Source organism: Natrinema pallidum (genome assembly GCF_005890195.1).
In the GTDB taxonomy this organism is placed as follows: domain Archaea; phylum Halobacteriota; class Halobacteria; order Halobacteriales; family Natrialbaceae; genus Natrinema; species Natrinema pallidum.
Window position 1 is genome coordinate 22,725 of the sequence record NZ_CP040638.1, and the last position, 20,321, is coordinate 43,045.

The following is a 20,321-nucleotide window of genomic DNA, read 5'->3' on the forward strand; positions in this document are numbered from 1 at the left end:
TTCATGAACAAGAAAAAACTCGTCCTGATCTTCGCGGTCGTCGGAATGATCGCCCTCGCGGGCTGTAGTGTGTTTCAAGATAACACGTCGGCCGGCGACGAGTCAGCTGACGATCTCGCCACCGATACGAACACCGAGCGATCCACGGACTACGGTGGGAGCTACCTCTACGAGATCGGAGTGACGGAATCAAACCAGCAGGGATTGATCCGTGCGCAACCGCCGTTCCAGATGGACAATTCGCTCGAGCGCCAGAACCTAATCGACCGGTACAAGTATCTCAACGACCGGAATAATGTCCATCACGTGTACCTAATGTCTCACGACGGGAAGGTCGTCTCGTACTATACCGCACAGGGGAAAGTCTCGAGTGTCAACTCGAAGCTGACCAACGACCGCCAACTCGTCAAGGTCCCTGACGCAAAGTACGACGGGGGGAATGGCGCGGCTGGTCCGAACGGCTCTAACTGGAAGCTCGTCGAGTCGCCTCAGATGGATGGCTCGTACGGCTCGAATGGAGCTGCAATCTTCTTCTTTACCACTGACGGACATTACGTCGAGTGGAACGGGCTCTATGTCGTTTCGGAGGAGCCGAAGAACATCCAGACACCGGTCACGCTGACCGACGAGGTTGACGAGAACGAGTCCGAAAACTAACTGCCCCTTCTCACACTCAATTCATGAATCGACGCGCATTCCTTGCCACAGTCAGCGCTGTTCCCCTCGGAGGGTGTACGGTGCTTGGCGACAGCACGACTGACAGCCAGCAAACCCACACGCCGACGAACGAGTCCGACAGCCCTGCCGTTGACGACCCTCCTGAGGAGGTGGCGGCTGTCCAACCACTCGCCGAGGCGTTCTACACGCATATTACCGAGTTCTATCCAGATGCCCGCGTGTTCATCACACCGTCCGGGGAGATCGTGATGGACTACCAGGGGAATGCCTCGAGCGGCGATGCGCTCACACGTGAGTACAACAATATCGCCACGGAGTACGCCGAATTGATCGAAACCGAAGGGGCCGAGCCGACGACACTCATCATCTCCCCAGCCAACGTCAAGGTGTATGTAGTCGAATCGGCACTTCGTGCCTACGTGAACGACGAAATCGACGAACAGGCCTTCCTCGAGACAATCGAGGTGAAAACCAGTGAGCAAAGAGACCCAACGGCTGGCGAGTGAGGAGGCAATGCCCGGCGAAGACTCGAGCACAGCGACGATTCGGTGCGAGTCGCCATACTGCGATCGCGAAGTCTACGAAGCCGCGACCGTGGACGTCGTTGTTGGTGCGACTATTGGGGAGTGGTCCGACCCCCAACCTCATGTCGGGGTCACCGGTACAGATTCAACGTCCCCAGTGGTTGAGCAGTGGTGCCTAACGTGTGCCGAACAAGAGTTCGGCATCGAGACAAGTGCCCACGAAAAACGCGTTGAGCAGGTGTCGCAGTACGTTACACTGCGTACAGTCTCCGCGTTTCTGACGGGGATCGTGATCGCACTGCTGGTAAGTTCCGTACTGTTGGTATAGCGCCTCGTCGTTCCTCGGTTCCTGCAAATCCGGGAATCGAACCTAGCTCTCAGCCCTTTACCGTTGCATGTGGCTGTGGGAGCCATTGCTGCGGACAAGGGGTTCCAGGACTGGCACGCTGCGTACGAACCCTCCGTGCTTGCTGTTGAGTCTCTCGTTCGCTACCGCGGATCATCATCGAATGCAGTCGTAAACAACGCTCTCATCCGGGCACAAACTGCTCTCAGCGCTGGATGGTAGAACTTCGTACTCGAACGAAGCGCTCGCACGGCGTCGCCGTGTGGGCGCTGGACTGGTATCGCAAGTTCCGTGAACTTGTTCTGCTGTTCGCTCTCACCAACATAGACTCGGTGTGTGAGGTCCTGTAACCGCGATCTAGTATCTATTCAACAGAGCAGCTGAGAGAGGTCTTCCAAGACCACACTGGACAGCGACTGATCGACGGCAGTCTCTCAGTTACTCCTTCGATCCGTGTCAGGTCGCCAATCATAATACGACACCTGAGAAAGAACAATCGGATGCAATCGCAAGAGGTTCGGTGGCGATATTACCTTTATTCGCTCACCGAAACGCAGGGGCTCATCGCTCCCGTCTGGGTTCTCGTTCTACAGGCTCGTGGGCTCTCCTATACGGATATTGGACTTCTCGGTGCGTTATATTGGGCAGTGCTTGTTCTCGCAGAGATACCGACCGGATATATCGGTGATCGCATCGGCCGACGGCGGAGCCTGTTCATCGCTGCACTCATAACGGCTGGTGGAGTCGGCGGACTCGCATTCGCTCGGACTCTGCTCTCGTTCGCGCTGGCACTTACCGCATGGGCAGTCGGGATCACATTTCGTTCCGGGACGGCCGATGCCTGGCTGTACAGTGTACTCGGACGGTCTGGCACTGCCGATGCCTACACTCATGTTCGCGGCCGTGGGCGAGCAGTCAAATTGGCCGCAACTGCGATAACTGCAGTCATCGGGGGAGTCCTTTATACGAAATCACTCGTCGCTCCGTTCTTCCTTACTGCTGGTTTATTAGCCGTCAACTCAGCTGTCGTGTTGTCGTTTCCGACGGTCCCCGACGGCCAAGGGCGATCCCGGTCGGAGTCATGGCTCTTCTCGACGACACGCCAAGAACTGACAGCGGCGTTCAAACAGCCAGGGATGCGGAGTTTCGTCGGATACACGGTTCTCCTGTTCGGCCTCGTCGAGGTTACCCGAACTTTCGTTCAGCCAATCGTCGCCGGTGATCAGGTCGGACTCTCCGTTGCCGCAGTTGGGGCATTGTATGCGTGTTTCAATATCGTTGCTGCTGGAGCGAGCGCTCTCACCAGTCGGATCGAGCAAACCCTTGGGGTCCGCGTTGTTGGTTCCTCTTAGGACCGCTTCTACTAGCTGGAAGCCTCGTGAGTCTTCCTGTGGTCCCAGCCGCAACCGTCCCAGCGTTCGTTGGGATGGAAGCTATCTGGCACGTCAGCCAGACGTTCCAGAGCCGTATCGTCAACGATCGGACGCGCAACCGGCGGCGAGCTACTGTTCTCAGCGTCGTCTCGATGGGCGGCGGCGTAGCTGCGATCGCGTTCCGCGCCGTGGGTGGTGTCCTGGCCGATATGTTCAGCCCACCTCTGATGCTTGCTCTACTCGCCTTCGTCTTCGTGGTCGGTTCGGGGATGCTATTTACAGCCACACCGGAGACAGTGTTTCGGACGACGGAAACGGATCTGAGTCGATAATACTAGTTCATAGCCATGGTGCTTGCCGACCAGTTCGAGCCTTTTTCGACCTTGACGCACGTGATTTATTCCGGGAACGATGCGCTCCCGGAGGCAGTCACGAGCATCAATCGGCTCTTCGAACGCGACAAGCGAATCCGGTTTCTCACGAACGATCCGCGACCGACGCGGGAGGCAGTCGTTGCCGACCTCCGTGACCTCGGCATTGAAGCGGGTGCGGATGCGATCGTCACCTCGGCGTCGACGGCGGCGACGTATCTCCGCCGTGAGCCGGTGAGACGGTCCACTTCGTAGCGAATTGGTATCAGTGTACTATTGAGACCGGCACGCTCGAAGCGGATCGAGATGAGGCGCTCGAGGTCGAATTTTTCGACACGGATGAGCTTCCGGATGGGATGCTATCCATGCCCCCGCAGTGGATCGCCGATGCAGTGGGGCAGAACGGTGTGTCGGTCCGATCGGAGATGCGAAGCCCACACGTCGAGTCACTAAATTGGCGACCACTGAACAGTTGAAAACAGTCGTCCGCTGCTCGTTCCGGGAACACGTCGGTTCCCAAACCACGTCGTACAGCGGTTCACCGTCTTGATCTCCGCGGAGAGTCGCTCACGCCCCGCGACGACTACGAAGACGAGCCACGCGGGGGGCGTTGTCTCGAGATGCAACAAGGGGTAGCTTTCCTGATTGTCAACTCGTTGCTGCTGTTGAACAAGGGCCGGAATGAGGGGTAAGCGTTCAGTCTAGGCTGGCGAGGCGTCCGAGTGGTAACCGCTGCCGGACGTCGCAGAAACTCACCTATCTGGTCGATAGTACGACAAGACCGTCCGTTTGAACGGCGATCCGAAGCAGTGCTCACTCATTGACCCGGCTAAGCTTACGCATCATCGACCGGATAAACCCGTTGTCGTCTCGACTCCTCCTCTCCTCTGCTTGTGGAAGTTGCGACTGCCTTGTTCAAGGCAGTTCGATTCACCTACGTTTACGCCCTGCTCCGCATCCGGTTGGTAAAACCGTAGGTTTTCACGTCGTAAGCACGAGCGGGCACTTGATGCGAGTGCTTGACCGGGAGCCATATTCTCACATCCTGTTGGAGAGCGACGGCGAGTGGATTCTCACCTTCCTGCTCGGCAGGGCGGTGATGTGGGATGTCTCCGTGCGGCTGACGGACACCGAGGTCGTGGCTCTCGAAGATGGCGACATCTCGATTGCCGACCTGATCGAGCGATTCAGTGCCGACGGTTCCACCGACGAAGGCAGGCAAATCACACCAGCAGTCCGGCCAGGCAAGGACGACGACAGCCGAGAATAGAGTGTCACCGCGGTCAGCGCTCTTGGGTCCGGACCCGGACGTGCATGCAGTCAATTGTCCCTCCCCGCATCGTCCAAGGGCGAGTCGCCGTCGGCAGCGTCGAAGACGGCCCTTTCGAGTTCCGCACCGCCGACTGCGCGGAGTGCTTGGCCGAACAGGTAGGTGTGGTCTGCCTGGGTACGAGGGTTCTCCGTGGCAAGCGTGTTGGCGACACGTGAGAACGTTCCCACCGCTGGGTCGTCGGCTCGGAGGATAGCCGTCTCGCTTGCGATCTCGGTGGACTGATACACCGCCGCGACACACGCCTCGACCTCGGCGGCTGGCTGGCCCGTCGTGGTTCCTGCGACGACGATGTCGGCGTACACTTCTTCGAGGAACGCTGCCGGGTCCTCGACATGAGCCCCCGTAGCGTACGCCCGGAGTTTCGAGTCCAGACGGCGACGCCACGCGTCGGCCTCGTCCTCGACCGTGTGAACGTAGGCGCGTGTGAAGACACCCGCGACGAACGCCGAGGGTGAGTCCGGAAGTTCCTGCGTCGCGGTCGCGTCGAGTCGGTCCGTCACGACTGCAAGCCACTCGTCAGTGTTCGGCTCGGTCGATCGAGTGCGACCGACGATGGCGAGCGCCTCGCCGTACACCCGCTCGAGGAGCGCGCGACGCTCGAGACCGATCCAGTCAAACGACTGGTCCTCGGCGGCCGCGACGACCGACGTGACGCCGAATCTGACTTCCCCGGGGTCGGCCTCGACGGCGAGTGCCAGCGCGGTCCCGAACACGGTGCTGACGTAGTTGACGGGGTGCGGTGGGTGGTCCGCTGCCGTAGCGGCAGTCTGGACCCGGTCGAAAACCGCCTGTACCAGCCGTTCGTGTGTCCGCGCTCCCACGTCTGTTCGCGTCAGCACCGCCCGTAGGATTGCACCGTCAACCGCCGCGAATGCGTCGAACCAGTCGGTTTTCGTCGGGCCGTCGACCGCCCAGCGACAGTCCCGAAAGGAGGTGACGAGCGAACCGACCCACTCTTGGGTGTCTTTCGCTGCGCCGTCGGTTGCCCAGTTCGCCGCTGCAGCACCGAAGACACCGCTCAGGAAGGTGACCGGATCGTCGACTAGGTCGGCCCTGGCGGCGATTGCTTCGATTCGGCCGGAGAGTTGCTGATACCAGGTTGCCTCCCGGCGTGGCGAGATCGTGGATGGTGGCTCGTGTGCCCCGCGTCGCGGGACCGCGGATTCCAACTCGCCGTCGAACCCGTCGACCTGCGTCGACAGTGCCCCACGGTAGACCGCTATCAGGTATCGCTCCCGTTGCTGGTCGGCTGCCTCGGCTGCAGCCCCCCGTGTTACGGACGCGTCGTACAGGTCGATCCAGTCCGCCAATCGTGGCGAGTCGGAGAACGGGGACAGGCCGGTGCCGTAAGAACCGTCCGTGACACTATCGGGGTGGTCCTGTTCGACGCGGGCGAACGCCGCGAGTGCCGCCGCGTGGAGGGTGGCACGGCACTCCCACTCGTCGTCGGCCAGACCCGACGCCGCGACGGTGTCGACGAGTCGCTCACACACACCGAACAACAGTTCCGCACGGTCGAGATCGCGGTAGCCCACGACACGCCCGACGGCCCGCCCGTAGACATCGGCGACGAACGCCACCGGGTCGTCGAGGTCGGCGCTCGTCGCCGTTCGACAGAGGTCCGCGCTGACCGTCACCAGCCATGGCTCGATCCGCTCCTCGGTGCAGTCGAACTCGTACCCCCAGTACCCGATTGCGCCGGTGTAGGCGTGCCATAACAGCGCTTCTCTATTGGCCTGGGTCTGGAGAAAGGTGGTCGACTCCCTGACCCGGGAGCCGAGTGCGTCCACCCAGATTGAGAGGTTCTCGGGCGAACACGCCGTGTCAGCCAGGGCTCCGAGCGTGGCCGCGAAGCTGTTGCCGATGACGAACGCTGCGAACCCGTCGCCGTTGGTCGCAGCCGCCTGCTGGACGAGCGCGGCGACCGGTGTGAGCGCATCATCGGCGGTTGCCGGGTCGTCGGCAGTATCGACGATCCGAGCGGTCATCTCGCCGTAGATGCGACAGCGCAGATTCAGCCCCGACTCCTTGGCGATCGTCTCCGCGTTGATTATCCCGTGCAGGACCTGGTCGACACAGGCGAGTGCGGCGTGATTCGGTCCAGTGCCGTCCGCTGGCCACGCGAGGGTTCTCAGGGCGATCCCAAAGGCGCTCACGAACGGTTCACGGTCGCCGCCAACGGAGTCGTATCCGTGCGGCGCTGCGGTCTTGTTCGTGAGATCAGTAGCATAGCCCGTGATCGCCTCGATCCACTCGTCGGTCGTCGGGTCCTCGGTCGCTGTCGCTGCCATCGCGGTGCCGTAGACCGACCCGCGGTACGTGATGGCCGAATCGACATCGCCACGACACCGTGCGACATCAGCGACGAGGTCGTCGACGAGCGAGAGCCACTGCGTCGCGGCAGTCGGCTGTGTGGTCTGTGCGACGACTGCGATAGCGTCGGCGACGACGTGCCCGACGAACGCCGCGTCGAGGTCGCTGTCGGGGATGCCGGCGATGGACGCGAGCGGACTCTGGCCCGTGACCGAGTCGACCTCGAGGGTCCGACGGGACGGACGTCTGGTTTCGGGCCAGTCCATTGCGGACAGCAGGTCGTCGGCGACCGCTCGGGGTGTCCGATCGGGTGCGACTTCGACGTTGTCCAGTTCGAACTCAGTGCGGTCACGCCAGGCGGCGATGTCGGCACAGCCAGCCCGTGTGGCGACGGTGTCGAACTGCTCCCGGTTCTCGTCGTCACGGATGAGCAGTGCGCCCGAACACGTTCCGTCATCGACCCAGTCGGCCAGCGCCCGTACACCCGCATCGCTCATAATCCGTGCTGGCTCACCATTGTAGGTCGCGACCACGAGCGCGTTCGGCGTGGCGTCGATGCCCGCTCTGATGTGGTCGGGCTGGTGGAGATCGGGGAGTCTGACCGTCTTTCCCCACGCCATGAGTTCCCTCGCGACAGTCGCTGCGAGCCGTCGCTTCCCGCTGGCTTTCGGTCCCGAGAGTATAACGAGCCCGCCATCGAGTGTGTCGACGACCTCGTCGACGTCAACCCCCGACGCTCTCCCCTCCGTCTCAGGGCCGTCGCCCGAGCCCTGGAACTCCCGATCCGTTGCAGCTGTCTGTAACGCCGCTGGCCCCTCCCAGTGCCAGGCACCGACCAGGGGAGCGGATCCGTACTCGTCGGGCCCTCTCGCGACCTCGTCCAGCGTCGACGCGACTGCTCGCAAGTCAGTCCGGACCGTCTCGATCGCGGAACTCGTCTCGGCGATGACCCTCTCTGCCTCGGGCCGGGCGGCCAGCCGCTGGCCGATCCGTGTCCGCATCGGCTCGGACGCGAACACCCGAAACCGTTCGATCGTCCCGGGTGGGAGGTCGACGGCGATCTCGAGCGCTTCGGCGGCACTGGCGAGCGGCCGATGTCGAACCAGCGGCTCGAACCACTCCGTGTCGTCGTCTGCCAGCGAACCCGCGACGAGAACGAGTGCGGTGGCGACCGCTGGGGCCATTGCAGTTGGGTCGGGACCGACCCCCTCGGCATCCGGATGCAGGGACGAGACGAGGTCGAGTGCCGCCTCGCCGAGTGGCTCGACCGTGCCGTCACACTCGCCGACCACTGTCCTGATGTCCGGTCCGACGAGAACCGTTTCGGACCCGTACTGCGAAAGCGAGAGACAGGCTGCGGGCGTGACGGTCGCCTCGACGGTCCCGATCCGTTCCTGTAGTGGCTCGTCCTCGAAGTCGTAGCGGGGATAGGTGACACGTTCGACGAGGGACGAGTCCTCCTCGTACTCCGGATCGAACGTATTCCGTCGGGAGCAGGTTTCGCGAATTTCATAGAACGACTCGCCGTAGTCCGACGGCGGTATTCGAACCACGAGCACGGAATCGACTCGCTCGAGGAACGCAGCAGACGCGAGGTGACCGCGCCGGCAGAGCCAGTCGAGGCTCCGTGGCCGCGTCACGAGTACTGCACCCTTGGGGCGAGCGAACAAGGCATTCAGGTTTTCCCGGTCGCCGTCACCGGAATGCAAAACTGCCGACACAAAATCGTCGACGACCACGAGTTCGTCGGCGTTGATGGCTGTCGTTTCTTCGAGCCGCTCGACGGATGGGCCGATCTGACGCAGGTGATGTGATTTTCCGACGCTGGGTGCCCCGAGAACGAGTGTAACCTCACACGGGTCGACCGCGTCGCACAGTTCTCCGGGCGTGACTTCTTGAACCGTTCTTTCCATGTATTCCCCACGACTGACTCCACCAACGACTGTGTCTGGATGGCAGACCCCGCCGAGTATATCCATTCAATAGATTGCCTCGAGAATATAAATGTTTGCCGTTGGGACGGCATCTCCGAGGCCGATCCAGCCGCCAATCCCCGGCACCGCCTGACGATTATGGTAGCAACTGAAACGATTTCGGAGAGGGTGGGAACAGCGTCTTTGTGCTCAACGACGGTGTCGACGAACCGAATCCGCCTGTGGTTTTCGTCGACTGTGATCGGACGGCTGACGATCCAGAAAGCAAGATCCGACTTCCGTCGTCCGTGCCCGAGTTTTCGTCAAATCCGACGCGGGTGACGAGTGAGCGGACGGGACTTCTTAGAGGTTGCTTTCGAGCAAGGTGACGATGGATTCCGTCCGTTCGTCGACCTTGTCCATGTTGGTGCATGGTTCTTTATCCACCGTGAGGACGCCGTCTTCGTAGCTGATGTCACCGGTCATCCCTGCTTCGTTCCTGAACACGATCGATTCGAGGTCCGCCTGGAGGGCTTCCCGCCCCAGTTCGTCGCTACAGATCGCCTCGAAGGCATCGATCGTCGGCTGGAAGTACACCTTCGTCCACCCCTCGAACCAGAGATCGTCGTTGACTCGCTCGTCGATGAGTGATTCCCACTCGATATCGAGATCGACTTCGAAACCGGCTGCATCGTCCATCGATTCCTTCAGGGACGGCAGTTCTTCCTCCTCGAACTGCTTTACTTTCCTCTTATTCTTTAGGTTCATTAATATATACCCGGACGAAAATTGATGTCTTGCTTATTTAATACTACCCATTCGATTCTCGCTCTTTCATCGCGAGCCGCACCGACTGCGGGCGGATGTGTGGTACTGAACGAACTGACGACGAACGGTCGGTCACAGCAACGCGCTCTCACGTGCCTGGCGCGATTCACTATGCCTGATCCAAATCCTCGCAAACGAGCCGAGTAGCACTGCCTTCGACTCAACTACGCAGCTGGCCGTCTTCCACCGGGGCTGGACGGCTGCCCGTGACGACGAGACTTGATCTCGACAGTTGGGAAACAGTTAACGGGTGGCACGAGAACGTTGGGGACGTGACTGACGATGTCGCGTATCCCTCTGTCGAACTCATCCTCGATCTCCACGAGCAGATTGTGACAGAAGGCGACACTACTGAACCTGGAGTTCGGTCAGAAGACGCGATTGCCTCCGCGTTGCAGTATATCTCGGAGGGGTTCTTCGGGGAGATGCCCGAAACGATCCATGAAAAAGCAGTCCATCTGATGCGGTTGCTCGTTGCGGATCATCCGTTTGTCGACGGGAACAAGCGAACGGCGCTCCGAACGGTGGTCGTCTTCTATCTACTGAACGAATACACGTTTGACTACGGCGATGAAATCCGGGCCCTCTTACACCGCTTCGCGACCGACGAAGCCGCGGTCGACACGGACACTGCAGTTATCTACTTCCGGGGATGCGCTCGTCGCAACTGATAAGGGGACACACAGACTATCTTCAATAGAAAGATGGCGTCTAGTACCGATTCATCGACGGCAGTCGACGACGAGGTCCGCAAGCTGTATGAACGGTATCAGGCGGCCGAGAGTGACGCCGAACGTCATGAGATCGCCCTCGAGATGGGGAAGCTTGACGGACGCCGCCACGCGGAGATCTACGCAGCGCTTGAAGACGAGTGAGGGTCCTTCTTCCAGGCAACCGTATGCGAAGTCGTTCAGGACTGGCAACTAGCTGGGTTTCGATTAGGGTCGTCGCTAGCTGGGTTCTGTCAGCCGCAAGATCCCACGCATCGAGTTCGCCAGCGAGATGCTATTTTCCCTGACGAGTGATGTCGTAGATGCCATTGCCGAGATGGACGAGTAGGTCGTCGGATGGGGACGTAGAAATACAGCTCACGGTGGACGAAATTTGACTTGCTGTGACGCCGGCAAACGTCGATGTCCTCATTGACGAAGAGTTCTGCTCAACGGATGTGCAGCAAGCGGTTTGTTGCGGGATCGACGGCGGCGTACAGCCAGAATCGGTCGTCATTCAGTTGGCTCACAGTCTCGTCAACCGCGACGTGATCCGGATTTGCGCCATTAAGCGGCTGTCAATCTGCCTTCTGCACCCAGTTGTGACCGGTCGATCGACAGCGTTCGACACCCAACCTCTCGAGAATAGAGATGGTCTCCGAAAGGGATAGTCCAGCCAGATGGAGTTGGATACCGAGCTTCATCGCGGGCTCGGGTGTCGCCTCTCGCTCCAGAAAACCTAATTCAAAGCAGCGCTACCTCCGCTGAGGCGGGTGGTTTCGAGCATAGACCGCTCACAAATCGTTCCGCCTCACTCTTCATTCTTATCTGAACACCGCCCTACTAACTGACACCAACTTTCAAGCGAATGTGGCAGTTTGCGGCCGATTGTCTCGTCGATTACGAGGTCAGATCCACGGCGGCCGCTGCTGCGCTCGAGATCGTGCTTAAGGAGTGCAGCTGGCAGTCATCGAATCGCACGTCAGCGATCAACAGTAGACCACCGCGTCTGAGTTCTCGAAAACTTTCGTTCGATCGGACTCTTTCAGCCGCGTGATCGGATTGTAGTTCAGACGATATAGCCCATTGTACCGAACTCTATCTTGTCCCTTTCGGAGGAAAAAGCATCCATCTGCACCAGATAAATTACCTGTCACGAGATACTCGCTAGCAGGAGACCATCCCTTTGGAAACCCGCCACCTTTTCCTGTCTTATACGTGGCACGCTCACCGTCAAACTCTGTGATTTCCTGAGCAACGAAGTAGTGTCCATAGATCTCTTGGTCGAGATGTGTGTTTGCCCACTGCTTGGCTTCGACCTCGTCGTCGGTGAGGTATTCTTGGACTTCGGCGGGATGGTCAGGGACCGCGCCGGTACTCGCGAGTTGCGTGATTAACAACAGTCCAACAATAGCTGGGGCAACCGAGCGGTTTGTCCGTCTTGACAGGGCAACCGCCCCAATCACAGCCAGTATGATAAAAAACGGTTCCCCGATGCCGATAGCCCGTTGCAAAGAGAGACTAAATGGCGACGCCACAGCTCCGGCGATAAGAAGAGCAGACACGCCAGAAACACCTAACAGACCAGCAGTCTGTCGGTCTTTTCGTGTATAGAGTATCCATGAACCAGCAATCCCTGCAGCCAGCAACAAGACGATCCATGAGCCATGCTCGAAGATAACGATGTCTAAACCACCGGTCCGTGTCGCTGCGGATGCTTCGATGTTCGATTGGACGGTGCTACCAGCTACGAAATAGGTGAGTTTGAATACGACCCCTTTGATCCAACCGGTCAACCAGACCATTTGGAGTGTAAAAACCAGGCCTGCAATCAGCAGATAATGGACCAAATTCTGTGGAACAAAAACGCGATCGTCACGTATTGCGCCGATGGGATTGATAGCTGCTATTGCAGCTACACTACCGAGGGCAAGTAGAGCTCCAAGTTTGTGGAGGCCAGCCATAATCCCGACGAGTGTTACCAGAACAACTGTTCTCGCTGAATCGCGGTGGGCTGTAATCAAGATCGTTGCGACGATATACCACAGAATCTGCATCACACCTTGTGGAATCGTTAGAGTAGCATACACGATGCTGGCCGCACCTGCCGTAGCAAGAACTGAACCAAGTTTCGCTGCTCGTTCTCCGCTGAGACGCCTCGCCAGGTGAGCAACTATGATGACAGGGACAATCGCGTAGAGGAGTACCGACGTGAACTGGAGTGCCGTTGCAGGACTTAATCCAGACACATCCATCACAAGGACATTGAAGAGATGATAGATGGGTGTAATACCGTAAAATCCTAAGTCGGAGATCGCTCCAACTCCTTCATCAGAGATAACGCTAATTGCGACAGCATATTTATCCGGGTCCATCCCGATCATGGAAGGCGTCGCTATCCAAATCGTGGCGCGGTATATCAAACCAGCCACTATTGACTCAGAAACAACACCCTCGACACTCAGTTGGGTACTATCATACAGAATGAGAAGAAGAGTCGCCAGGAATCCCGCTGGGAGTACTGGCCAAATTTCCGTATAGAACAATGCCCATATTGAAGCTACTGCGAGAGGTATATAATGAATGAGTTGACGCCAGCGCTGCAAGCCCATAAAGGACAAAGGAATACCTAGAAGGTAAAACTAATTGATTTATATTCAGTGCGTGGAGTGCGACCGAGTTCTTCAAATAAAACGGCTATATTGAATCGGCATATGGCGGTGAATTTCACTGTTTGACAGTTCGCTTGGTGTTATAGACGCATACATCAAGGCGATTTCACGGAACTCTCGAGACCAGATACGCGCTCGCTCGGCTACGCCGTGCGAGCGCTTGACAACTGAGCTGACGGTTTCGGCCATTCCACTGAGAGCACCGATATTCGTCAATGCGTGCGTGTATGCGCGATCGTACGGAGTGACGATCAGGCGTTTAAGCAGTAGACGAATGTCGAGTTCATGTAGTCGTTTTCGGAGTTGTTAACGGCCTCTTTGAATCCCAGCGCATTCGCTCATCGATTAGGGCTGAAACAAGGTTCTCATAAATATAAACTAATCAAAGTGAATGGCTTATTATACTCTGAAGCGCTTCAACTTGTTCTTGCTTAGCTCTCTTTAGCAAACTTTGATCGACTGAAACAGGCTTGTCCTGGATATCCTCGTCAAGGACTTTCTCGAAGAGAGTTCCTCTCGGCGTGTCGAACCAGAACTGTGCACGGTTTCCGTAGGCAAGCGTCGGTACACAGGCGTGGATCCGGTCGGAGTGTGTTACCCGTGTGTTTGCATACAAGAATAAATAATCCCGAAGCGAATCGGATACGAATACGTTCTCTTTATTGAACAGCTTCCATTGGGACTTCATTTTCTTGATTTTCTGCCAGAGATTCCCGTAGGGTTGCTCAAACGGATAATGGTCCGTATGGATCGTTCTTCTATCGGACGCGATTTTAGGAGTGGTTTGTTTATCGAAGGTTGCAACATCGTACTCGTCGGTAGCGGTTGGCGGGTCATACCACTCATTGATGAAGAACGCGCAGTCGATCCCATCATGAGCACGCGGTACGTCGTCGCTGTACGACTCATATGCGTCCCTGTCTCGAGTAATTATCCCTGCTGGCTCTACTTCGTTGATGAACTGCTTGACATACCGCTGAGTTTCAGGATCGTAATCCCCACCACCTGCTCCTAACAAAACGAGCGGAGTATCATCCTCTGCAAGCTTTTCGAATACTGGATAGTACTTTTCTAACACGTGTTCGTATAGAATACAACCCGGGAGAACCGCTACGTCAACATCCACTAATTCACCAACGTTGATAATATTTTGGAGTGGAGTCTGGCTAGAATGTCGATACAACTCACCATACGCCGATTCATCTCGACTAGAAAAGACGTTAGGCAGGAACCCCTTGGTCTTACGGCCTCCAACTAAATTTGGGTGACCGCTTGCTTCGATGATCTCGGCATCGGGGAATGCACGCTCAATAGCTACCCTTGCTCCTTTATCGATAAATCCGTTTCCAATATTTGCAATCCAAGTTTGCAACAGTAATATTTGCATATAGGTTCTGTAATTCTGAAGGTAAATAGCCCTTTTGACATACACTAAGTAATTATGCATATAATATTATGGCGACATGAATTCCACTAGATATTCCCTTGTATACTCTTAATGAATTTTGAAACGAGATTTCTATCTTCTTCCGAGATGCCTCCAGTCATCCACAACATGAGAACACCCATGCCACCAGATATCACCCCAACAGCACTCAACGTAATTATTTCTAGTATCATTGAGCTGTTAGCTGGAACGATAACAAGTCCGAAAGCTACGACTGTGAAACTAGCTATAGACATCAGAATCGATTCAATTGAGACTACGAGTATATTGTGCATAATGTATAGATCAATTGATTTGAGGACATTCATAGCAGTATACCCGAGAAGCGATGCTGTGGCGGCCCCTATTAGCCCGTATTTGGGTATCAGCACGAGATTGAGGACGAAATTAATTGAAACTGCGATAGTATTGTAGATGAGTACTGACTTTGATCGGCCGAAGCCAAGCATCGCCTCCCCGTTCGGTCCTGTAACCGCATTCAAGAATAGTCCAAGCCCTAAAAGAACTAACAGCGGTTTTATTTCTGCGACTTCGTACTGTTCCCCGAATAGGAATATCAGAAAATCGGGCCGAAGGGCAAGAGCAGCGAATGCAGGTGTAGTTAGCCCTAATATCCATTTTGTAGTTTGTTGGTACATTGGTGCAATAATTGATTCGTTTCCATCGGCGAGTTGTTCAGTGAGTTTTGGATAAAGGAGAAACCCAAATGCAGACCTAAAGAGGCCAAGAAGTGAAGCGATAGTAACTGCAACTTCATATACTGCCACGTGATCAGGACTCTGGTAATACGCGATGAGCGTCTTATCGAGATACGATAGCAATATGAAAATTGACGATGAGATTACCAACGGAAGACTAAATCGATAGAGTTGAGTTATTTTTGCGGACCGATCAATCTGCGGTTGCCATCCTTCCGCCCATACAAGGTATACTCCAGCCGAGGTTGTAAATAAGATTGAGACAAAAAATGCAACTGCTACTGACATGCTTGTGCCGAATACGAAGACTGCAACTCCCGCTAGTATAAGCTTGGATCCTGGTCGAATGATCTTAGATATCCGTACAAACCCCTTTGAATTCATTTCGCCCCGAAGAATCCCGCCAACCAGTTTCAAGAGAGCAAAAATTGGAATCGTACATAGAAACATATAGAGTAGCAGATCAGGAGTCGCACTCCCAAACAGCTCGTTCTTGAGTGTGTCTTTGAAGAGGAATCCAAGGAATCCAGCGACGCCCCCCATTGCAATTACAGTAAGAATTGAGACTGTAATGTACGTATCCCGATACTGACCGTTCCTTTCAGCCGCGATAAACCGAACAACACCCTGGTTCAAACCGAAGAGGCAGGGCAGAGAGACAATATTGACGAGTGAGATTCCAAGTACAACTAACCCAAATTGATCAGTAGTGAGATAGCGGGCACCGATGAGGCGAAATAAGAATCCGGAAAACATGCTCAAAACAGTGCCGAGCAGGACAAGAATTCCTGCTTGACCGACATCAGCTATATCTTTTGACCCCATCTATGTTTGTCCCATAACTCTTTTCTTTAAAAACTTGTTTGAATTTGGGTGTTTAGAAATGCGGTATAATTCTACGTACTAACCACGTGGTCAAAACACCGTTGACCGTTTTCAACGTCCTCGCCATTGACTGTCCGAAGCCATCATTATTTCGAAAAGACAGGATTCGACTAACTGAGAGCTATGTCCGTACTGTAAGCGTGGCAAATTCGTTCACTGCCGTACAAAGGGAACGGTACAATCGTCTGCAGTGGCGCGGGCTTCATCGGTTCGAACCTGGCGAACCACCTCGCTGAAGACAACGACGTGATCGTGATCGACGACGAGTGTCTCGGCACCCCTGAGAATCTTGACGACGATATCGAGTTCTACTCGCGCAGCGTCCTCGAGGCCGACCCCATCACAGGCGCGCGAGTCAACGTCGAGGGGGTCGTCAACGTGGTCGAACAGGCCCGCGAAGACGGCTGTGAGACGGTCGTCTATGCGTCGACATCCTCGATATATGGCAGTCGAACGGAATCCTCGCCGGTCGACATGGACATCAGCATCAACACGGGGGACGAGGCCTCGAAACTCGCCCGCGAACGCTACGGCGAGTACTTCGCGAACCACTACGACATGTCGATAGCCGGCATGCGGTTCCTCGGTATACCAAGGCTGTGGTGGTGCCGAAGCACACAAAGGCGAGTACGCCAACGTGATCGCCCAGTTCGCCGACGATATCGCCAGTGGCGAGTCCCGGTTCTCTATGGTGCCGGCACGCAGACGCGGGGCTTTCTCCCACGTCGACGATATCGTCCGCGGCCTCGAGTTCGCGGCCGACAACGAACTTACCGGCATCTACAACTTCGGAACGGGCGACGCCTACAGCTTCAACACCATCGTCGAGATGCTCAACGAGGAATTGGGGACCGATGTCGAACCTGAATACATTGCGAACCCGATTCCCGATTCGGTGTACGTCCACGTCACTTGTGCCGATGCGTCGAAGATGCGTGAGGTGACTGGTGGGAACCCGAGATCAACTTGGGGGAGGGGCTCCGGCGGGTTTGTGCGCGGTATACCGATGCCGGCGCAGCGACTTCGGACCACCAGGGCTGGCGGGTACTTCATTGGGTGTTCCTCTCTCGTCGCTCAAATTAGGAGGCAAAGGGGATTCCCGATCCAGAAGCCGCTGAAACGGAATTACAGAACTATGCATATCGCTGTAAATAGCTAATTTGAACACTATCTAGATACAGTTCCAAGGATTTATGACATACTACAAAAAACATGTCTTCTGACATGCAACAACAGGAATGCGGACCTGACCTCCGTCCGGTGGTTGCTGCACTTACAGGGACTGATTGTTCGTTTTGTGACGAAGGGATGCTCGTACAGGGAACGTATAAGGGAAACAATGCAGTTCTCTGTGATGCCTGTGAGACACCCGGTGCACAATTCTGGTAAGTAATCCTCGTATTGCGCTTTGAGGGCCGCTGAGAAAGATCGCCGTCGGATCGTTGTTACTACTGCCGTACTCTATCGGTTAATCGCGCTCAGGAAGAACGATGAAAACACGGTCTGTAGCCCGATAACGATCGCGGTAAACGCGATGAGCGCGCCCATCGTGAACTCCAGCGTGCCGAATCCGTTCGTGACCCACTGAAGGACTAACGCGGCCGCATACACGCCGCCGACGCCGAACACTGCTAGACCAGCCGTCGCACCACGCTCAAGCGACAGTGATCCCGTTACGAACTCCGTGATCGGATCGTCGGGTTTCTGAATTGGATCGCTCGTCACGGTGGCGAACACGCCAAGGCTGGAGACTTGATAGCCGACGATCGCTAGTAGGCTTCCGGCGATCATCGAATGAATGCCAAGTGTCACACCGTTAATCGAAGCGCCGGTATATGCGGTCCCCATCACGGAGATGCCGACGAGAGTTAACAGTAATCCCGGTACTGAAAAGAGATAGCCTGGCGCGTTGACCAGCATGAACTGGACGTGACGCCACCCGTCTTTGAAACTCTCGAGTGTCTCCTCGCCTTCCCGCTCGTGATAGACGATCGGTGTTTCGACGATTTCGAGATCCTTTGCCCCGGCTTCCATGATCATCTCGCTTGCGAATTCCATCCCAGTCGACTCGAGTTCCATTGTCTCGAACGCTTCCCGCGTGAAGATTCGGAAGCCGCTGTGTGCATCACTAACCCCAGCACCGTAGAAGGTGTTCAAGAATTTCGTCAGTAATGGATTACCGATGTATTGGTGCAATGATGGCATTGCTCCGGGTTTAATTTCTCCCTCGAGACGGCTCCCCATTACCATGTCAGCATCCTCGTCGCGGAGGTGAGCTAGCAAGCGAGGTATTTGTTCGAAGTCGTAGGTCGTATCGGCGTCACCCATGACGATGAAATCGCCTCGAGCACGCTCGAATGCATACCGATAGGCGTAGCCGTAGCCGGACTGATCAGGCTCGTAGATGATTGCCCCTAACTCCCGGCCGATTTCGGGTGTTCGATCGGTCGAACTATCGCTCAGGATGATCTCGGCGGTGACGCCGAGTTCGGTGATCGCTTCCTTCGCCCGTGTAATACATTCACTAACGCCTTCTTCTTCGTTGAGCGTCGGCATCACGACGCTCAGAACCGGCACCTGCTCACTATCCGGCCCAACAAGTAATTCATCGGCTTCTCGATCATCGACGATTTCCGATTGGCGGCCGTCATCTTGTGCCAACCTATTTAATGCTTGCCCTCTTGATTCAATTATCTCTAGACGATTTTGATCTTTCTTATTTGCTGGACTCATATCATCGTGGGTTCTTTAGTACTTACAGCTGCTTTGCCGTCCTATCATCCATATCGTTTGATCCACTTATCGGCGAAATCCTCGGCTCTCAGAGCCTTGTCGTCGACAGTGAGTGAATTATTTCTACATCGGACAGTTGAATTATCGCCAAGCTATTCATTCTACAACAGTCTCATAAATATTTTGCATCCAGACCAATAAAAATCGAACGGCAGGTAACGCATTTAATTATTATATACTATATAAAAGAAACGGATTGTCGGACAGTACGTGTTGACTGAAACTGCCTTCGTGTCCCTGATTTCAGCGATGGTCGGCGATTGTAGCCAGTCTCATTTCTCGGCGACATCTGCCCAGAGATACACGGAGTACTCCGTATCGGCCAGCGACGGGTCGGATGGTACTTCACCGTCTGGGAAGAGCAACCAGACGATACGTTGATTCTCGCCGGCCAGTGTGGGCTCGAGATCGTACTCGTTGTGCCAGCTGGCGTTGTGTGAAATCGTCGTACTGAGGCGATCGAGTTCGCGCTGTTCCCGTACGACCGTTTCGTTCATCGTTGTATTTGCTTCCCCCTCGCCGGTAGTCGGCTCTGTTTCCACCCTGTCGACGTCTTGCTCGAGGACTACCACCGTATACTCCGTTGTCTCCTGTTCGTGGTTGTCGATTCCGACGGTAACTTCCTTTTGTTCACCTTGCACGAACGCTGTAGGGTAATTATCCGCGACTAGCTCGCCGTCATCCTCCTCGGTCAAGAGGTAGATGGCCGAGAACTGTTCGCCGTCGTGAGGAACCGTCACCGCGTATCCCACACTTCCCGCCGCGAGTAGGACCGAAAGGACCACCAGGACGTTCAGTGCAGCAGCAGTTCGGGTGTCCCGTTCGAGCATCTCCGATCGGGTAACGGCGTACCATTTCTAATATGGGACTCGGAACCGCTCCTCAGCGGGCAGTGCTTGTCGGCGGCGTACCGCGACGGCGGTGGCGATGAGCGTAAAGCCACTGATCGCGATGACGATCGGCCACAGTCGGATTCCCCAGGGTGTGAAGTTCAATACGAGTCCGATCAAGGGAACGATTGCGATACTGAGTCCAAAAGAGAGCGCAACGCGCTCGAGGCCGTCGATTCCGGACTCCAGAACCGAGGCCATCCCGCCCTTCTCAGGAGTACCATCGTCGGCTCCGGCTTGGTTGTCGACCGTCGCACTCGTTTCGTCTTTCGATACGGGTTGGTCGCCGGCCTCGGGAAACAGCGCCGCGATGAACACGTAGCCGGGGATGAACAACACGAATGCCAGCCCGAGCACGATGTTAAGCGGTGTCTCACGGAGGACAGGGGCCAGTGTGGCAACGTCCGTTGCGACGACGATCCCGATCACCGCGGCGAGATCGGCCGGCAATCGCCTGATTGATCGTGGTAGCAACAGCCACAGCGACCGGAATGCACCCATTCGTCTCATAGTAATTGTTGACGGTGATAAAAACGATCCGATAGCT

15 protein-coding genes and 4 pseudogenes are annotated in these 20,321 nt (G+C 56.1%); 10 read left to right on the top strand and 9 right to left on the bottom strand.

Translation table 11 applies throughout. The features are described from left to right. Nucleotides 1–3 precede the first annotated feature (3 nt). The 6 genes and pseudogenes from FGF80_RS17545 to FGF80_RS17565 all read left to right on the top strand — a co-directional run bounded on the left by FGF80_RS17545 (nucleotide 4) and on the right by FGF80_RS17565 (nucleotide 4,562). Nucleotides 4–657 carry a hypothetical protein gene (locus FGF80_RS17545; RefSeq protein WP_006187357.1) on the top strand — a complete coding sequence of 218 codons (654 nt, stop codon included), beginning with the start codon at nucleotides 4–6 and terminating at the stop codon, nucleotides 655–657. Nucleotides 658–680: 23 nt separating this feature from the next. Further along, nucleotides 681–1,184: a hypothetical protein gene (locus tag FGF80_RS17550; protein ID WP_238705379.1), complete on the top strand. Its 504-nt coding sequence runs from the start codon at nucleotides 681–683 to the stop codon at nucleotides 1,182–1,184. Nucleotides 1,185–1,611: 427 nt separating this feature from the next. Next, nucleotides 1,612–1,898: pseudogene (locus tag FGF80_RS19955) on the top strand (IS5/IS1182 family transposase); the annotation flags it as partial. Between the two features lie 150 nt (nucleotides 1,899–2,048). Continuing rightward, nucleotides 2,049–2,900 carry an MFS transporter gene (locus FGF80_RS17555; protein WP_238705380.1) on the top strand — a complete coding sequence of 284 codons (852 nt, stop codon included), beginning with the start codon at nucleotides 2,049–2,051 and terminating at the stop codon, nucleotides 2,898–2,900. A 368-nt stretch (nucleotides 2,901–3,268) separates the two neighbouring features. Further along, complete coding sequence (locus FGF80_RS17560; RefSeq protein WP_138655572.1) at nucleotides 3,269–3,547, top strand: HAD family hydrolase; 279 nt, start codon at nucleotides 3,269–3,271, stop codon at nucleotides 3,545–3,547. 754 nt (nucleotides 3,548–4,301) lie between these two features. Continuing rightward, nucleotides 4,302–4,562, top strand: a complete 261-nt coding sequence (locus FGF80_RS17565; RefSeq protein WP_006187350.1) for a hypothetical protein — start codon at nucleotides 4,302–4,304, stop codon at nucleotides 4,560–4,562. Between the two features lie 50 nt (nucleotides 4,563–4,612). On the opposite strand, the gene FGF80_RS17570 is transcribed toward FGF80_RS17565, so the two are convergent. Further along, entirely contained in the window at nucleotides 4,613–8,851 is a 4,239-nt protein-coding gene (locus tag FGF80_RS17570; protein ID WP_138655573.1) for a hypothetical protein, read from the bottom strand. Between the two features lie 363 nt (nucleotides 8,852–9,214). After that, nucleotides 9,215–9,619 (bottom strand): hypothetical protein, encoded by a 405-nt coding sequence (locus FGF80_RS17575; RefSeq protein ID WP_138655574.1) that lies wholly within the window; start codon nucleotides 9,617–9,619, stop codon nucleotides 9,215–9,217. Between the two features lie 332 nt (nucleotides 9,620–9,951). On the opposite strand from FGF80_RS17575, the gene FGF80_RS17580 reads away from it, so the two are divergent. Together FGF80_RS17580 and FGF80_RS19360 are read left to right on the top strand one after the other, a co-directional pair. Next, the gene (locus FGF80_RS17580; RefSeq protein WP_138655575.1) at nucleotides 9,952–10,350 is read left to right on the top strand and encodes a type II toxin-antitoxin system death-on-curing family toxin; all 399 of its coding nucleotides are present in this window, start codon (nucleotides 9,952–9,954) and stop codon (nucleotides 10,348–10,350) included. A 33-nt stretch (nucleotides 10,351–10,383) separates the two neighbouring features. Next, complete coding sequence (locus FGF80_RS19360; protein WP_175417066.1) at nucleotides 10,384–10,554, top strand: hypothetical protein; 171 nt, start codon at nucleotides 10,384–10,386, stop codon at nucleotides 10,552–10,554. A 287-nt stretch (nucleotides 10,555–10,841) separates the two neighbouring features. Here the strand turns inward: FGF80_RS19360 and FGF80_RS17590 are convergent. The 5 genes and pseudogenes from FGF80_RS17590 to FGF80_RS17605 all read right to left on the bottom strand — a co-directional run. Further along, nucleotides 10,842–11,176, bottom strand: a pseudogene (locus FGF80_RS17590) (IS6 family transposase); the annotation flags it as partial. A gap of 202 nt (nucleotides 11,177–11,378) precedes the next feature. Then, complete coding sequence (locus FGF80_RS17595) at nucleotides 11,379–13,001, bottom strand: hypothetical protein (protein WP_138655577.1); 1,623 nt, start codon at nucleotides 12,999–13,001, stop codon at nucleotides 11,379–11,381. A 115-nt stretch (nucleotides 13,002–13,116) separates the two neighbouring features. Next, a pseudogene (locus FGF80_RS19685) lies at nucleotides 13,117–13,364 on the bottom strand (IS5/IS1182 family transposase); the annotation flags it as partial. Nucleotides 13,365–13,443: 79 nt separating this feature from the next. Continuing rightward, the gene (locus FGF80_RS17600) at nucleotides 13,444–14,448 is read right to left on the bottom strand and encodes a polysaccharide pyruvyl transferase family protein (protein WP_138655578.1); all 1,005 of its coding nucleotides are present in this window, start codon (nucleotides 14,446–14,448) and stop codon (nucleotides 13,444–13,446) included. An 86-nt stretch (nucleotides 14,449–14,534) separates the two neighbouring features. Next, nucleotides 14,535–16,031: an oligosaccharide flippase family protein gene (locus FGF80_RS17605; protein ID WP_138655579.1), complete on the bottom strand. Its 1,497-nt coding sequence runs from the start codon at nucleotides 16,029–16,031 to the stop codon at nucleotides 14,535–14,537. Between the two features lie 438 nt (nucleotides 16,032–16,469). Between FGF80_RS17605 and FGF80_RS19960 the strand changes: the two genes are divergently transcribed. Further along, nucleotides 16,470–16,958, top strand: coding sequence for an NAD-dependent epimerase/dehydratase family protein (locus tag FGF80_RS19960; protein WP_394348258.1), 489 nt, complete (start codon nucleotides 16,470–16,472; stop codon nucleotides 16,956–16,958). Nucleotides 16,959–17,315: 357 nt separating this feature from the next. Next, nucleotides 17,316–17,480 carry an HVO_A0556 family zinc finger protein gene (locus tag FGF80_RS19865; RefSeq protein WP_331250851.1) on the top strand — a complete coding sequence of 55 codons (165 nt, stop codon included), beginning with the start codon at nucleotides 17,316–17,318 and terminating at the stop codon, nucleotides 17,478–17,480. A gap of 72 nt (nucleotides 17,481–17,552) precedes the next feature. Here the strand turns inward: FGF80_RS19865 and FGF80_RS17615 are convergent, their stop codons facing one another. Together FGF80_RS17615 and FGF80_RS17620 are read right to left on the bottom strand one after the other, a co-directional pair. Next, nucleotides 17,553–18,824, bottom strand: coding sequence for a glycosyltransferase family 2 protein (locus tag FGF80_RS17615; RefSeq protein ID WP_138655580.1), 1,272 nt, complete (start codon nucleotides 18,822–18,824; stop codon nucleotides 17,553–17,555). Nucleotides 18,825–19,156: 332 nt separating this feature from the next. Continuing rightward, nucleotides 19,157–20,275: pseudogene (locus FGF80_RS17620) on the bottom strand (DUF1616 domain-containing protein). Between the last annotated feature and the right edge of the window lie 46 nt (nucleotides 20,276–20,321).

Coding starts and splice junctions, on each gene's coding strand:
- FGF80_RS17545 (WP_006187357.1), top strand. CDS start 4: ATGAACAAGAAAAAACTCGTCCTGATCTTCGCGGTCGTCGGAATGATC.
- FGF80_RS17550 (WP_238705379.1), top strand. CDS start 681: ATGAATCGACGCGCATTCCTTGCCACAGTCAGCGCTGTTCCCCTCGGA.
- FGF80_RS17555 (WP_238705380.1), top strand. CDS start 2,049: ATGCAATCGCAAGAGGTTCGGTGGCGATATTACCTTTATTCGCTCACC.
- FGF80_RS17560 (WP_138655572.1), top strand. CDS start 3,269: ATGGTGCTTGCCGACCAGTTCGAGCCTTTTTCGACCTTGACGCACGTG.
- FGF80_RS17565 (WP_006187350.1), top strand. CDS start 4,302: ATGCGAGTGCTTGACCGGGAGCCATATTCTCACATCCTGTTGGAGAGC.
- FGF80_RS17570 (WP_138655573.1), bottom strand. CDS start 8,851: ATGGAAAGAACGGTTCAAGAAGTCACGCCCGGAGAACTGTGCGACGCG.
- FGF80_RS17575 (WP_138655574.1), bottom strand. CDS start 9,619: ATGAACCTAAAGAATAAGAGGAAAGTAAAGCAGTTCGAGGAGGAAGAA.
- FGF80_RS19360 (WP_175417066.1), top strand. CDS start 10,384: ATGGCGTCTAGTACCGATTCATCGACGGCAGTCGACGACGAGGTCCGC.
- FGF80_RS17595 (WP_138655577.1), bottom strand. CDS start 13,001: ATGGGCTTGCAGCGCTGGCGTCAACTCATTCATTATATACCTCTCGCA.
- FGF80_RS17600 (WP_138655578.1), bottom strand. CDS start 14,448: ATGCAAATATTACTGTTGCAAACTTGGATTGCAAATATTGGAAACGGA.
- FGF80_RS17605 (WP_138655579.1), bottom strand. CDS start 16,031: ATGGGGTCAAAAGATATAGCTGATGTCGGTCAAGCAGGAATTCTTGTC.
- FGF80_RS19865 (WP_331250851.1), top strand. CDS start 17,316: ATGCAACAACAGGAATGCGGACCTGACCTCCGTCCGGTGGTTGCTGCA.
- FGF80_RS17615 (WP_138655580.1), bottom strand. CDS start 18,824: ATGAGTCCAGCAAATAAGAAAGATCAAAATCGTCTAGAGATAATTGAA.